This window comes from Nocardioides piscis (genome assembly GCF_011300215.1).
Lineage (GTDB): Bacteria > Actinomycetota > Actinomycetes > Propionibacteriales > Nocardioidaceae > Nocardioides > Nocardioides piscis.
The window spans coordinates 3,547,886-3,561,315 of the sequence record NZ_CP049866.1 but is presented as its reverse complement, the minus strand read 5'-3'; the positions used below and the strand labels follow the sequence as shown (position 1 = coordinate 3,561,315).

15 protein-coding genes and 1 pseudogene are annotated in these 13,430 nt (G+C 69.6%); 15 read left to right on the top strand and 1 reads right to left on the bottom strand.

Features of this window, described 5'->3' with window-relative positions; genetic code table 11:
- Positions 1-172 precede the first annotated feature (172 nt).
- From rplS to G7071_RS17480, 8 genes and pseudogenes are all read left to right on the top strand, one after another.
- Positions 173-523: a 50S ribosomal protein L19 gene (gene rplS, locus G7071_RS17515; protein ID WP_166320656.1), complete on the top strand. Its 351-nt coding sequence runs from the start codon at positions 173-175 to the stop codon at positions 521-523.
- Positions 524-551: 28 nt separating this feature from the next.
- Entirely contained in the window at positions 552-1,355 is an 804-nt protein-coding gene (gene lepB, locus G7071_RS17510) for a signal peptidase I (protein ID WP_166320655.1), read from the top strand.
- Between the two features lie 13 nt (positions 1,356-1,368).
- On the top strand, positions 1,369-2,079 hold the full coding sequence (locus tag G7071_RS17505) for a ribonuclease HII (protein WP_166320654.1): 711 nt from the start codon (positions 1,369-1,371) through the stop codon (positions 2,077-2,079).
- Positions 2,080-2,092: 13 nt separating this feature from the next.
- Complete coding sequence (locus G7071_RS17500; RefSeq protein WP_166320653.1) at positions 2,093-2,401, top strand: DUF2469 domain-containing protein; 309 nt, start codon at positions 2,093-2,095, stop codon at positions 2,399-2,401.
- 125 nt (positions 2,402-2,526) lie between these two features.
- Complete coding sequence (locus G7071_RS17495; RefSeq protein WP_166320652.1) at positions 2,527-2,913, top strand: YraN family protein; 387 nt, start codon at positions 2,527-2,529, stop codon at positions 2,911-2,913.
- Positions 2,913-4,520: a YifB family Mg chelatase-like AAA ATPase gene (locus G7071_RS17490; protein ID WP_166320651.1), complete on the top strand. Its 1,608-nt coding sequence runs from the start codon at positions 2,913-2,915 to the stop codon at positions 4,518-4,520. The genes G7071_RS17495 and G7071_RS17490 overlap by 1 nt, the downstream gene beginning before the upstream one ends.
- Positions 4,517-5,638, top strand: coding sequence for a DNA-processing protein DprA (dprA, locus tag G7071_RS17485; RefSeq protein WP_166320650.1), 1,122 nt, complete (start codon positions 4,517-4,519; stop codon positions 5,636-5,638). Before G7071_RS17490 ends, dprA begins: the two co-directional genes overlap by 4 nt.
- Positions 5,639-5,695: 57 nt before the next feature.
- Positions 5,696-6,639: pseudogene (locus G7071_RS17480) on the top strand (tyrosine recombinase XerC).
- Here the strand turns inward: G7071_RS17480 and G7071_RS17475 are convergent.
- Complete coding sequence (locus tag G7071_RS17475) at positions 6,612-7,232, bottom strand: M23 family metallopeptidase (RefSeq protein WP_166320649.1); 621 nt, start codon at positions 7,230-7,232, stop codon at positions 6,612-6,614. The pseudogene G7071_RS17480 and the gene G7071_RS17475 overlap by 28 nt on opposite strands.
- Positions 7,233-7,645: 413 nt before the next feature.
- Here G7071_RS17475 and rpsB point away from each other — a divergent pair, with 413 nt between their 5' ends.
- The 7 genes from rpsB to rlmN all read left to right on the top strand — a co-directional run bounded on the left by rpsB (position 7,646) and on the right by rlmN (position 13,428).
- Positions 7,646-8,638 carry a 30S ribosomal protein S2 gene (gene rpsB, locus G7071_RS17470; RefSeq protein ID WP_166320648.1) on the top strand — a complete coding sequence of 331 codons (993 nt, stop codon included), beginning with the start codon at positions 7,646-7,648 and terminating at the stop codon, positions 8,636-8,638.
- A 67-nt stretch (positions 8,639-8,705) separates the two neighbouring features.
- Complete coding sequence (gene tsf / locus G7071_RS17465; protein WP_166320647.1) at positions 8,706-9,518, top strand: translation elongation factor Ts; 813 nt, start codon at positions 8,706-8,708, stop codon at positions 9,516-9,518.
- A 136-nt stretch (positions 9,519-9,654) separates the two neighbouring features.
- Positions 9,655-10,371 (top strand): UMP kinase, encoded by a 717-nt coding sequence (pyrH, locus tag G7071_RS17460; RefSeq protein WP_166320646.1) that lies wholly within the window; start codon positions 9,655-9,657, stop codon positions 10,369-10,371.
- Positions 10,372-10,439: 68 nt separating this feature from the next.
- Positions 10,440-10,994, top strand: coding sequence for a ribosome recycling factor (gene frr, locus G7071_RS17455; RefSeq protein ID WP_206063061.1), 555 nt, complete (start codon positions 10,440-10,442; stop codon positions 10,992-10,994).
- 21 nt (positions 10,995-11,015) lie between these two features.
- Positions 11,016-11,906, top strand: coding sequence for a phosphatidate cytidylyltransferase (locus G7071_RS17450; RefSeq protein ID WP_166320644.1), 891 nt, complete (start codon positions 11,016-11,018; stop codon positions 11,904-11,906).
- A 30-nt stretch (positions 11,907-11,936) separates the two neighbouring features.
- Positions 11,937-12,263, top strand: coding sequence for a hypothetical protein (locus G7071_RS17445; protein ID WP_166320643.1), 327 nt, complete (start codon positions 11,937-11,939; stop codon positions 12,261-12,263).
- Positions 12,264-12,300: 37 nt separating this feature from the next.
- Positions 12,301-13,428: a dual-specificity RNA methyltransferase RlmN gene (gene rlmN / locus G7071_RS17440; RefSeq protein WP_166320642.1), complete on the top strand. Its 1,128-nt coding sequence runs from the start codon at positions 12,301-12,303 to the stop codon at positions 13,426-13,428.
- The last annotated feature ends 2 nt before the right edge of the window (positions 13,429-13,430 follow it).

The window sequence follows — 13,430 nt, the reverse complement described above, 5'->3', positions numbered from 1 at the left end:
GACTCAACCCTTGGTCCTGCCGGCCAAACGATCGCCCCGTGAAGTTGCGCGGGGGATCCGCGACGACCACCTGCCACAGGGGGTGTGCGACGCCGCCGGCCAGCACGGCGGGACCGCATCGATCCTCCACCTCAATTCCGCGGCCGACCTGTGGCATCCGTGAGGAGCAACCATGACCAACGTGCTCACCGAGCTCGTCAGCGCCAACCTGCGCACCGACGTCCCGGCCTTCCGCGCCGGTGACACCGTCAACGTCCACGTGAAGGTGGTCGAGGGCAGCCGTTCGCGCGTCCAGCAGTTCCAGGGCGTCGTCATCCGCATCCACGGCTCCGGCGTCGGCCGCACCTTCACCGTCCGCAAGGTCTCCTTCGGCGTCGGCGTGGAGCGCACCTTCCCGATGCACTCCCCGATCTTCGACAAGATCGAGATCGTCACCCGTGGTGACGTGCGTCGCGCCAAGCTCTACTACCTGCGCAACCTGCGCGGCAAGGCCGCCAAGATCAAGGAGCGCCGCGAGTTCTGAGCGACCAAGCACTGGTTAGTCTCTGCTCGTGACTTCAAGCGACCGCGGCTCCGTCCCGACTGAGACCCAGCCGGACGGACCCCGGTCGTCGTCGTCGGTGGGCAAGAAGGAGAAGAAGCACCAGCTGCCCCTGTGGCAGGAGACGATCCTGCTGCTGGCCGTGGCGCTGGTGCTCGCGATCGCCATCAAGGCGCTCTTCCTGCAGGCCTTCTACATCCCGTCGGAGTCGATGGAGCCAGGCCTGGTCAAGGACGACCGGATCCTGGTGCAGAAGGTGTCCTACTGGGGTGACGGCAAGCCCCAGCGTGGCGACGTCGTGGTGTTCAAGGACCCCGGCGGCTGGCTCGACGGAGCGGCGGCCGCCGGCCCCACGGGCACCATCCCGAAGGTGATGGCCAAGATCGGGCTCTACCCGACCGGCGGACACCTGGTCAAGCGCGTCATCGGGGTGGCCGGTGACACCATCGAGTGCTGCGACGACCAGGGGCGGATCCTGCTCAACGGCAAGCCCCTCGAAGAGGGCACCTATCTCCGCGACGAGAAGGGCACCAAGTGCAACGGTCCGATGCCCACCGGCCTGAAGTGCGACCGTGACTGGAAGACCGGGCCCGTGCCCGACGGTCACATCTTCGTCATGGGCGACAACCGGGCCCACTCCGCGGACTCCAGCCAGCACATGTGCAGGCCGACGGTGACCGACTGCGTCTCCGGCCGCGAGTTCGTCTCGGCCGACCTCGTCGTCGGCAAGGTCTTCGTCCTGCTGTGGCCGCGTCAGCGCTTCGACCTGCTCGAACGGCCTGACTCGTTCGAGGACGTCCCCGACGCGTCCTGAGGGCCCTCACCCGATGACGTCGCTCTCCCACCTCCCCTCCGGCGCCGCGATCAGGCGCGATGCCGGGCTGTACGGCTACGAGCGTGCCCTGCGGCGGGTCGGGATCGACCCGATCGCGGGCGTGGACGAGGCCGGCCGGGGCGCATGCGCGGGACCACTGGTGGCCGGCGCCTGCATCTTGCCGCCCGGACGCGCGGGAGTCGTCCCCGGCCTCGCGGACTCCAAGCTGCTGACCGAGAAGGCCCGCGAGCGCGTCTACGCCCAGGTCGTACGCCGAGCAGTCGCGTGGTCGGTGGTCGTGATCGACTCCGAGGAGTGCGACCGCCTGGGCATGCACGTCGCCAACGTCGAGGCCCTGCGCCGGGCGGTGGCCCTGCTCGACCACCGCCCGTCCTACGTCCTGACCGACGGCTTCCCCGTGGACGGACTCGAGGTTCCCGGTCTCGCGGTGTGGAAGGGCGACCGGGTGGCGGCCTGCATCGCTGCCGCGTCGGTGCTCGCCAAGGTCACGAGGGACCGGATGATGGTCGAGCTCGACTCGACGTACCCCGCCTATGACTTCAAGACCCACAAGGGCTACATCACCGACGTGCACTCCGCGGCCCTCCTCGATCACGGGCCGTCAGCGGTGCACCGGATGCGCTTCGTCAACGTCCGGCGGGCCGCAGGCCTCGAGCCGCCGGCGTCGGTGCACAATGGCGACGAGGCCGAGCCGGCCGTCTAGTGAGGGGTGGGGCATGAGCGCCGAGGAGCTCGAGAAGTACGAGACCGAGATGGAGCTCACCCTCTACCGGGAGTATCGCGACGTCGTCTCGATCTTCAAGTACGTCGTGGAGACCGATCGCCGGTTCTATCTCTGCAACCAGGTCGACGTCCGCGCCCGGACCGAGAACGGCGACGTGTTCTTCGAGGTCTCGATGACCGATGCCTGGGTGTGGGACATGTATCGCCCTGCGCGATTCGCCAAGAGCGTCAAGGTGCTGACCTTCAAGGACGTCAACGTCGAGGAGCTCAGCGAGCAGGAGATCCAACCCCCCAAGAGCTGAGCAGCGGGTCGCTCACCGTCCACAGGCCGGTCGCACTCCGCGCCTTCCACAGGCGCAGGCGTCGGTGCGGTGCCGTTGTCCGCGGGCGCCGATGTGCTGGTCCTCCACGACCAGGAGGCCCTCACATGGACATCACGTCAGCCCGCCCGCCGCGGCTCAACCACAACCAGGCCCTGGGGGCCTACGGCGAGGTCCTCGCGGCCCGATTCCTGACCCGGCAGGGCCTGGTGCTGCTCGACCACAACTGGCGCTGCGCCGAGGGTGAGATCGACCTGGTGCTGCGCGATGGCACGACCTTGGTGATCTGCGAGGTGAAGACGCGCACCTCCAGCGCCTGTGGCACGCCCCACGAGGCGATCACCAAGGCCAAGGTCAACCGGCTGCGCCGGCTGGCCTCAGCGTGGCTCCGCGCCCACTCGGCACACCCCGACGACGTCAGGCTCGATCTCGTGACGGTGCTCGGTCCGCGGTCCTCCACCCCGGAGATCGAACACATCCGGGGGCTGGTCTGATGTCGCTGGCGACCGCGCGCTGCCTGGCCCTGACCGGTGCCGAGGGGCACCTCATCGACGTGCAGGTCGACATCTCCCAGGGCACGGTCGGGACCTTCCTGGTGGGACGCCCCGACCGGGCGCTGCAGGAGGCTCGTGACCGGGTCCGGATGGCGATCAACAACTCCGTCCCCTCGTGGCCGGCCACCAGGCGGGTGACGATCCTGCTCACGCCGGCCGACCTGCCCAAGAGCGGCACCCACTTCGACCTCGCGATCGCGGTCGCGGTCAAGGCGGCCGACCAGAGCCCACCACGTGAGGGCGCTCCCGACCACCGGGTGCCGCCCGGGGCGCTCGACGACTCGGTCTTCATCGGCGAGCTGACGCTCTCGGGCCACCTGCGTCCGGTCCGCGGTGTGCTGCCGATGGTGCTGGCCGCGCGGGCCCGGGGGATCACCCGGGTCTTCGTCCCCGAGCCGCAGGCGCGGGAGGCAGCCATGGTGCCGGACATGACGGTGTTCGGGATGCGGTCGCTCTCGCAAGTGGTGGCCCAGCTGCGGGATGAGCCGGTCCCGGAGGCCCCACCCGTCGAGGGGACGGCCTCCGCCCGGCTGCTGACCTGGCGGGGGCAGGAACTGCGCGACGAGGTGGACATGGCCGACGTGGAGGGCATGGAAGAGGTGATCTATGCCGTCACCGTCGCGGCGGCGGGCGGGCACCACCTGATGCTCAGCGGCCCACGTGGGGCAGGCAAGACCACTGTCGCCGAGAGGATCCCGACAGTCCTTCCCGATCTCACTCTCGAGGAGTCCCTCGAGGTGACGGCGGTCCACTCGCTGGTGGGGGCGCTCGATGCGCTGGTCACCAGACCGCCCTTCTTCGCCCCCCATCACGACGCGAGTCGCGCCAGCGTCCTGGGCGGCGGCACCGGTCGGGCTCGGCCCGGCGAGGTCAGCCTGGCCCACCACGGCGTGCTGTTCCTCGACGAGTTCCCGCTGTTCCGGTCCGACGTGATCGACTCCCTTCGCCAGCCTCTCGAGGCGGGGGAGGTCACGATCGCTCGCGGCGAGGAGTCGTCGACCTATCCCGCTCGCGCCATGGTGGTGCTGGCTGCCAACCCGTGCCCCTGCGGCAACTTCCACGCCCAGGCCGGCGGCCTTGCCTGTGACTGTCTCGACGCCGTGCGCCGCCACTACCAGCGCAAGCTCAGCGGCCCGGTGGTCGACCGGATAGACGTGTGGCGCGAGCTCACGCCCATGGGATCCCACCGCGGTCGCGACCCCTTCGCCGTGCGCCGCACCTCCGCCGACGTGCGGGCGGTCGTCATCGCAGCCCGCGCCCGGCAGGCCGCGCGCTTCGCAGGACTCGGCTTCGCGCTCAACTCGGCCGTTCCCAGTGCTGTCCTCGCCGAGCGTTGGCCCTTGCCGGAAGACGGCCAGGAGCTGCTCGACGAAGCGATGTCCCGCGGACGGCTCAGCCGTCGCGGTGTGACGCGGGTCCACCGCCTGGCGCTGTCCGTGGCCGACGTGGCCTGTCACGAGACCCCGGATCGCAAGGATGTCGAGACGGCCCTGGCCCTGCGCACCAGCCGGCCGGTGCCCGTCTCGGTGTTGCGGCTCGCCTCATGAGTGCGGAGGCCGAGCGACTGGCTCGAGCGCGTCTCAGCCACGCCGTCGAGCCCGGCGACGCGAAGGTCGCCGACGGGGTGTCCAGGGCGGGGGCCGTCAGGATGGTCGAGGAGATCCTGGACGACGACTCCCGCCCACAGCTGGCGGCCCGGGTGCGCGAGACCGATCCCGTGCGGGTGCTGGCCGTGGCCGAGCGCGCCGGGATCCGCTTCGTCACCCCGGCCGACGCCGAGTGGCCCGACCAGCTGGACGACCTGTCCCACGGCCAGCGGGTGCAGGGTCTGGGAGGCTCACCGGTGGGCCTGTGGGTCCGCGGCCCGATGAGGCTCTCCGAGCTGGCCGAATCGGTGGCCGTGGTGGGCTCGCGCTCGGCGACCTCCTACGGCTTCGACGTCGCCTCCGACATCGCTGCCTCGTTGGTCCGGGCGGGCTCGCCGCTCGTCTCCGGGGCTGCCTTCGGGATCGACCAGGCCGCACACCGGGGAGCACTCGGCGCCGGAGGACCGACCGTGGCCGTGCTCGCGTGCGGTGCCGATCGGGCCTATCCCGCCACCCACCGCGAGCTGATCGACCACATCGGCCGCCACCACGCGGTGGTCTCCGAGGCACCGCTGGGGTCGACGCCCACCAAGGTGCGCTTCCTCGCCCGCAACCGCCTGATCGCGGCCCTCACACGCGGGACCGTGCTCGTCGAGGCGGCGGTGCGCAGCGGTGCGCTCAACACTGCCCATTGGGCCGACGTCCTGAGCCGGGTGCTGATGGGGGTCCCCGGCCCGGTGACGAGCGCGACGTCGCAGGGTGTCCACAACCAGATCCGTGGCGGTGCCGCCATGCTGGTCGCCTCGGGCCAGGACGTCCTCGAGCTCGTCGGGGTGAGTGGGCAGCACCTCCTGCCCGTGCCGAGGGGGCCGGAGAGGCCTCATGACCGGTTCGCCCTGCACGAGGTGCGGGTCCTGGACGCAGTGCCGGTGGCGCAGGGGGCGTCGGCGCTGTCGATCGGTCGGATCGCCGGGGTGGACGAGCGGGAGTCGCAGCGAGTGCTCGACGCCCTGGCCGCAGCGGGGCTCGTGCACCAGGGGGTCGACGGCTGGCGGCTCGCTCGCCCGGCGCGATCATGACCCGGGCGGTCCTCGTGGCTGCCGCTCTCTGGGGGCGGCGCGATCTACGATCGGGGCATGGCAGACGACGGGCGGCAGGGCGAGACGCCTTTGTCGGAGTCGGTGGCCAGGGTGCTGGCCGACTACGAGCGACACCTCACCTCCGAGCGCGACCTGACGCCCCACACCGTCCGCGCCTATCTCGGCGACCTGGCCAGCCTGCTCGACCATGCGGGGAGGCTGGGGATCGAGGACGTCGCCGGGCTCGACCTGCGCACCCTGCGCAGCTGGCTCGCCAACCAACAGTCCCTCGGCAGGTCCCGCACCACGATCGCGCGCCGGGCCACGGCGGCCCGCGTCTTCACCGCGTGGTTGGCGCGCACGGGTCGGGCCCCGACCGATGCCGGCGCCTCACTGGGCTCACCCAAGAAGCACAAGGCGCTGCCAGCAGTGCTCCGGGCAGACGAGGCGGCCGCGTTGATCCAGGCGGCCGCCACGGCGGCCGATGACGGTTCGCCCGTGGGAGTGCGGGACGTGGCGATGCTCGAGCTGCTCTATGCCACTGGCATCCGCGTCGGTGAGCTCGCCGGCCTCGACATCGACGACGTCGACACCGACCGCCGGGTGGTCCGGGTCTTCGGCAAGGGCCGCAAGGAGCGCGCCACCCCCTACGGCCAGCCGGCGGCGCGTGCGATCGAGCGCTGGCTGAGAACGGGCCGACCCACCCTGGCGGTCGAAGGGGCAGGCGCGGCGCTCTTCCTGGGCGCCCGCGGTCGCCGCATCGATCAGCGCGTCGTCAGGGAGCTGGTGCATCGGCGAATCCGCGACGTGCCCGGGGCCCCCGACATCGGGCCGCACGGTCTGCGACACACCGCAGCAACCCACCTGCTCGAGGGGGAGCGGATCTGCGGTCGGTCCAAGAGCTGCTCGGGCATGCCTCCCTGGCCACGACGCAGCTCTACACCCACGTCACCACCGATCGGCTCCGCCAGGCCTATCGCCAGGCCCACCCGCGCGCCTGAGCGAGGCGGCGCCACGGGAACCATGAGGCGTAGGGCAGCGACAGTGGCCGCCACGAGGCGGACCCGCCGCGGACGACGGGTTCGTCGCGCCACAGGGGCAAGAGCCGCACACTCGCCGGCTCGACCAGGTCGAGGGGGTCGAGATAGGTCTTCCCTCTCAACCACCCCCAATGAAGACAGGCGCTCGGGAAGCAGTGGCTGAACACGAGCTGGAGGGTCCCGATCTGCTGGCCCGCGGCCACGGTGGCGCCGACTGCCAGGTCGGAGTCGACGGGCTCGTAGGTCGTCCGGGTCGTGTCGTCGTGCTTGATCGTGACCACCGGCTTGCCGGCGATCTTGCCCGCGAACGCGACGGTCCCGGGCCGGGCGGCGAGCACTGGCTGCCCGAGGCGGCCCGCGAGGTCGACACCGCGATGACCTGCGCCAAAGCGATCGGCGGGTGGTGCGAAGTAGTTCACCACCTCCGGGGCGGGAGCCAGAGGCCACTCGGAGGCCGGGTCGTCGGCTCCGGACGCCGGCGACACGGACAGCTGCAGGAGCGTGGTCACCACGAGCAGGCACAGGCAACGGACGGTGATACATCGCGGATCCATGGGGCCAATGTCGCCATACCCATCCCGCTCGTCACCGTTGGCGACGTGAGACTGTGGACAAGGTCGAGCACGGGCCGGGTGTGAGCGCCGTCGCGCCCGGGACGGCTCGATTGGCTCGGTGGCAAGGCGTGGCCTAGGCTTCGCAAAGCAGCCCAGCACCATCCAGATCGATCCGGGCTGACTTCGCACGCTCGCAGACCACGACGGACTCTCTCCGTGGAGCCGATCGCCCGTGGGCGCCGATCTGTTGGTTCTGTCCCGCGATCAGGGGCGGATCGGATCGCGCGTGAGCGTCAGGGCACCCGACACCCGTCGGGGGCAGCAACCCAAAACAACCGGAGACCAGTTCCTCGGCACGGCCTGCAGCAAGGTCGAGCACGACGAGGAGTGCCTCCACCACACAGGAGAACAACATGGCAGTCGTCACCATGCGCCAGCTGCTCGAGAGCGGCGTCCACTTCGGTCACCAGACCCGTCGTTGGAACCCCAAGATGAAGCGCTTCATCATGACCGAGCGCAACGGCATCTACATCATCGACCTGCAGCAGTCGCTGGCCTACATCGACCGGTCCTACGCCTTCGTCAAGGAGACCGTCGCCAAGGGCGGTGTCGTGATGTTCGTCGGCACCAAGAAGCAGGCCCAGGAGGCCATCGCCGAGCAGGCGACGCGCGTCGGGATGCCCTACGTCAACCAGCGCTGGCTCGGTGGCATGCTCACCAACTTCCAGACGGTGCACCAGCGGATCAACCGTCTCAAGGAGCTCGACGAGATCGACTTCGACGACGTCGCGGGCTCCAACCGCACCAAGAAGGAACTGCTCCAGATGAAGCGCGAGCGCGACAAGCTCGACCGCACCCTGGGCGGCATCCGCGAGATGTCGAAGGTTCCCTCCGCCGTGTGGATCGTCGACACCAACAAGGAGCACCTCGCCGTCGAGGAGGCCCGCAAGCTGCGGATCCCGATCATCGGCATCCTCGACTCCAACTGCGACCCCGACCTCGTCGACTTCCCGATCCCGGGCAACGACGACGCGATCCGCGCGGTCGGCCTGCTGACCCGCGTGGTCGCCGACGCCGTCGCCGAGGGCCTCATCGCGCGCTCCGGTTCCAAGACCGCCGACGCCACCGCTGCCGAGCCGCTGGCCGAGTGGGAGCGCGAGCTGCTCCAGGGTGACGCCGACAAGGCCGCCGTGGCCGCCACCGGTGGCGACGTCGCGACCGAGGACACCCCCGCAGCCGAGTCGACCGGTGCTGGCACGGAGGCCGCCGCCGCCGACGCTGCTGCCGACGCCGTGACCGAGGCGCCCGCCGCTGAGGCGCCTGCCGCTGAGGCGCCTGCCGCTGAGGCGCCTGCCGCTGAGGCGCCTGCCGCTGAGGCCACGGACGCCGAGAAGAAGAACGACTGACGGCGCTGGGCCGCGAGGCGACTCGCGGCCCACGCCACCCCCACACGCGAACCAAGGAAGAGGGACCATGGCCAACTTCGCCGCAGCCGACGTCAAGAAGCTCCGTGAGCTGACCCAGGCCGGGATGATGGACTGCAAGAAGGCGCTCACCGAGACCGACGGCGACTTCGACAAGGCTGTCGAGCTGCTTCGGGTCAAGGGTGCCGCCAAGGCCGCCAACCGGGCCGCCGAGCGCGACGCGTCGGCCGGCCTCGTCGCCACCTCCGGTGGCGCGCTGGTCGAGCTCAAGTGCGAGACCGACTTCGTGGCGAAGGGCGACGTCTTCATCGCCGCCGCCCAGCGCATCGCCGACGCCGCTGACGCGGCCAAGGCCAGTGACGCGGAGGCCCTGAAGGCGGTCGAGCTCGACGGCAAGACCGTCGGCGAGGTCGTCCAGGACCTGGCGATCACCATCGGCGAGAAGATCGAGCTCGGCCAGGTCGCCTACTTCGAGGGCGAGACGGTCGTCTACATGCACAAGCGTGCAGCCGACCTGCCCCCGGCCGTCGGCGTGCTCGTCGAGTTCGAGGGCGACGCGACCGCAGCTCGTGCAGCTGCGATGCAGGTCGCGGCCATGAAGGCGCAATACCTCACCCGTGACGAGGTGCCTGCCGAGGTCGTCGAGAGCGAGCGCTCCATCGCCGAGCAGAAGACGCGCGAGGAGGGCAAGCCCGAGCAGGCGATCGCCAAGATCGTGGAGGGTCGCCTGGGTGGCTTCTACAAGGAGATCGTGCTCCTCGAGCAGGAGTCCGTCTCCGAGGCCAAGAAGAGCGTCAAGGCCGTCCTCGACGAGGCCGGCACGACCATCAAGCGCTTCGCGCGCTTCGAGGTCGGCGCCTGAGCCAAGGTTGGACCTCGAGTCCCACCCTCTTGGTCGAAGGGGTCGTACGCCGCGGCGTACGGCCCCTTCGCCTTTCTTGCCACCGCATGCGTCGAGTAGGTTTCTCGCGCACCCCAAGCCTTCTGAAGGGATCCTCGTGACCACCTACAACCGTGTCTTGATCAAGCTCTCCGGTGAGGTCTTCGGTGGCGGCAAGATCGGTGTGGACCCCGACGTGGTGGCCAAGGTCGCGCGCGAGATCGCCGCGGTGGTGCGCGAGGGAGTCGGCGTGGCCATCGTGGTCGGCGGCGGCAACTTCTTCCGTGGGGCCGAGATGCAGCAGCGCGGCATGGACCGGGCCCGTGCCGACTACATGGGCATGCTCGGCACCGTGATGAACTGCCTGGCCCTCCAGGACTTCCTGGAGAAGGAGGGCATCGAGACCCGCGTCCAGACCGCCATCACCATGGGCCAGGTCGCCGAGCCCTACATTCCGCGGCGCGCGATGCGTCACCTCGAGAAGGGGCGCGTGGTCATCTTCGGCGCGGGCGCGGGAATGCCGTTCTTCTCGACCGACACCGTCGCTGCGCAGCGCGCCCTCGAGACCCGCTGCGAGGTCGTGCTGATGGCCAAGCAGGGGGTGGACGGGATCTACAGTGCCGACCCGAACAAGGATCCACTGGCCACCAAGTACGACACCCTGACCTTCAGCGAGGCACTGCAGCAGGGCATCAAGATCGCCGACGCCACCGCGTTCGCTCTCTGCATGGAGAACAACCTGCCGCTGATCGTCTTCGGGGCCGAGGACGAGGGTGCGATCCTGCGCATCGTCCGGGGTGAGAAGATCGGCACCCGGGTGAGCCGCGACGGGTGACCACCGCGCCCCCCCAGACCAGAGCACCACGTCGACATCCGACCGACACACCACAGGAGCAACTCGTGATCAACGAAGTTCTGGCCGAGGCCGACAGCAAGATGGACAAGTCGGTCGAGGCCACTCGTGAGGAGTTCGCAGGGATCCGGGCAGGTCGGGTCAACCCGAGCATGTTCAACAAGATCGTGGCCGACTACTACGGCACCCCGACGCCGCTGCAGGCCCTTGCGTCCTTCACCTCCCAAGACGCTCGCACCATCTTGATCTCGCCGTTCGACATCAGCGCCATGCCCGCCATCGAGAAGGCGGTGCGCGAGTCCGACCTCGGCGTCAATCCCTCCAACGACGGCAAGATCCTGCGCTGCATGTTCCCCGAGCTGACCGAGGAGCGCCGCAAGGACTACATCAAGCTCGCCCGCGGCAAGGCCGAGGACGGACGCGTTTCTGTGCGCAACGTCCGCCGTACTGCCAAGCAGGCGCTGGAGAAGATGGAGAAGGACGGCGAGGTCGGCAAGGACGACGTGACGGGCGCCGAGAAGAAGCTCGACGCCACGACCAAGAAGCACACCGATGCCATCGACGAGATGCTCAAGAACAAGGAAGCCGAGCTTCTCGAGGTCTGAGCCGAGGCCGACCACCACACCATGACGAAATCCTCCACGCCGGCGGCTGCGGACGCGCCCAAGAGCGGCCACGGGCGCGCCGGGCGCGACCTCCGGGCAGCGATTATCTCCGGCGTCACGCTGGTCGCCCTGATCCTGCTGTCGCTGTTCTTCTGGAAGACAGCGTTCTTGCTCGTCGTCGCGGTCGCGGTGGTCGTGGCGGTGTGGGAGCTCCACCGGGGGCTCGGGGCCAAGGGCATCAACATCCCCGAGCAGCCGCTGATGCTGGGCGGGGTGACGATGCTGTTCGTCGCCTACTTCTGGGGTGCGCCGGCTCTCGTCGCCGCAACGGCCGTCTCGGCCCTGGGCGTCATGCTGTGGTTGTTGCGTCGGGGAGTCGACGGCTACGTCCAGAACGTCACGGCGGCCGTCTTCACCCTCGTCTACGTGCCGTTCCTCGTCTCGTTCGTCGCGCTGCTGCTCGCCGAGGGCGGGACGACACCAGAGTTCGGCCTCGACTTCGACGACGTCGGCGTGCGCGCGGTGATCGTCTTCATCGCCCTCACCGTGGCCTCCGACACCGGCGGCTACGTCGCAGGCGTTCTCTTCGGCAAGCACCCCATGGCGCCGGTCGTCTCGCCCAAGAAGTCCTGGGAGGGTTTCGCCGGCTCGCTCGTCGCGTGCGTCGCAGCCGGCGTGGCGCTCGTCTCGCTCTTCCTCCACGGCGACTGGTGGGTGGGCGTGCTGCTCGGCCTGGTCGTGGTGGTCATGGCAACCCTCGGCGACCTGTGCGAGTCGGTGATGAAGCGAGACCTCGGGATCAAGGACATGAGCCAGATCATCCCCGGCCACGGTGGCCTGATGGACCGCCTGGACTCCTTGGTCGCCACGGTCGCGCCGACCTGGCTGGTGCTGCACTACCTCGTCTTCTGAGTCCCTGTCCCGAGCACTGGAGTGAGCTGCATGACGCCTGAACGCACCTTCGAGTGGTGGCACCGCAGCCACCCGACGTTCGCTGCGATCAGCGGATTCTTCGCCGGCATGTTGTTCGTGACCGCTCTGCCCGGCGCGATCGCCGGCGTCCTGCGGCTGCTGTTCAGCTATGAGCGCGCCGAGGAGCTGTTCCCCTTCTCGCTGGTCGCGCTCGTGCTCCCGATCGTCCTCCTGGCCAAGCGGAAGACCAGGCGCTTCGGCATCTTCATGGTGATCGGCATGGCGATCACTGCGCTCGTGGTCGCCGGTGTCGCGTCCCTCGTCCTCTACTTCATGGTCGCCGCCGACGCACGCTGAATCGCCCTCCGGCGCGACGGGTGGGATGATCAGGGCGATGCCCGACGAACCGATCAAGACCCTGCCCCTCGTCTTCGACGAGCCGCGTGGCCGCAAGAAGCCGCCGCGCCACCTCGCCGACCTCGACGAGGCCGGACGCAAGGACCTGCTCACCGAGATGGGTCTGCCGGGTTTCCGGGCCAAGCAGCTTTCCACCCACTACTTCGGCCGCCTCGTCGACGACCCGGCCGAGATGACGGACCTGCCCGCCGCACAGCGCGACGAGCTCGTCGCTGCGCTCCTCCCGCACCTGATGACCCCGCTGCGCACGATGGAGGCGGACAAGGGCACGACCCGCAAGACCCTGTGGAAGCTCTTCGACGGGGCGCTGGTGGAGTCGGTGCTGATGCGCTACCCCGATCGCGCCACGGTCTGTGTGTCCAGCCAGGCCGGGTGTGGAATGGCCTGCCCGTTCTGTGCCACGGGCCAAGGTGGCCTCCAGCGCAACATGTCGACCGCCGAGATCGTCGAGCAGGTCGTCGCAGGCGCCCGTTCGATGGCACGCGGAGAGGTCGAGGGCGGACCGGGCCGGGTCTCCAACGTCGTCTTCATGGGGATGGGCGAGCCGATGGCCAACTACAAGGCCGTGATCGGTGCCGTACGCCGACTCACCGACCCCTCTCCGGCCGGACTCGGCATGAGCGCCCGCGGCATCACCGTCTCCACCGTCGGGTTGGTCCCCAGGATCAACCAGCTCGCCGACGAGGGGATCCCGGTCACCCTCGCCCTCAGCCTGCACGCCCCCGACGACGAGCTCCGCAACGAGCTGGTGCCCATCAACACCCGCTTTTCCGTGGCCGAGACGGTCGAGGCCGCGTGGAACTACGCCGCCAGGACCAAGCGCCGGGTGTCGATCGAGTACGCCATGATGCGCGGGATCAACGACCAGGCCGAGCGGGCCGACCTGCTGGGTGACGTCCTCAACTCGTATGGCGACTGGGGCTGGGTGCACGTCAACCTGATCCCGCTCAACCCGACCCCGGGCTCGAAGTGGACCGCGAGCGACCCCAAGGACGAGCGTGAGTTCGTCCGCCGGCTCGAGGCGAAGGGCATCCCGACCACCGTGCGTGACACGCGCGGGCGTGAGATCGACGGCGCCTGCGGGCAGCTCGCCGCGGCCGAATAGGC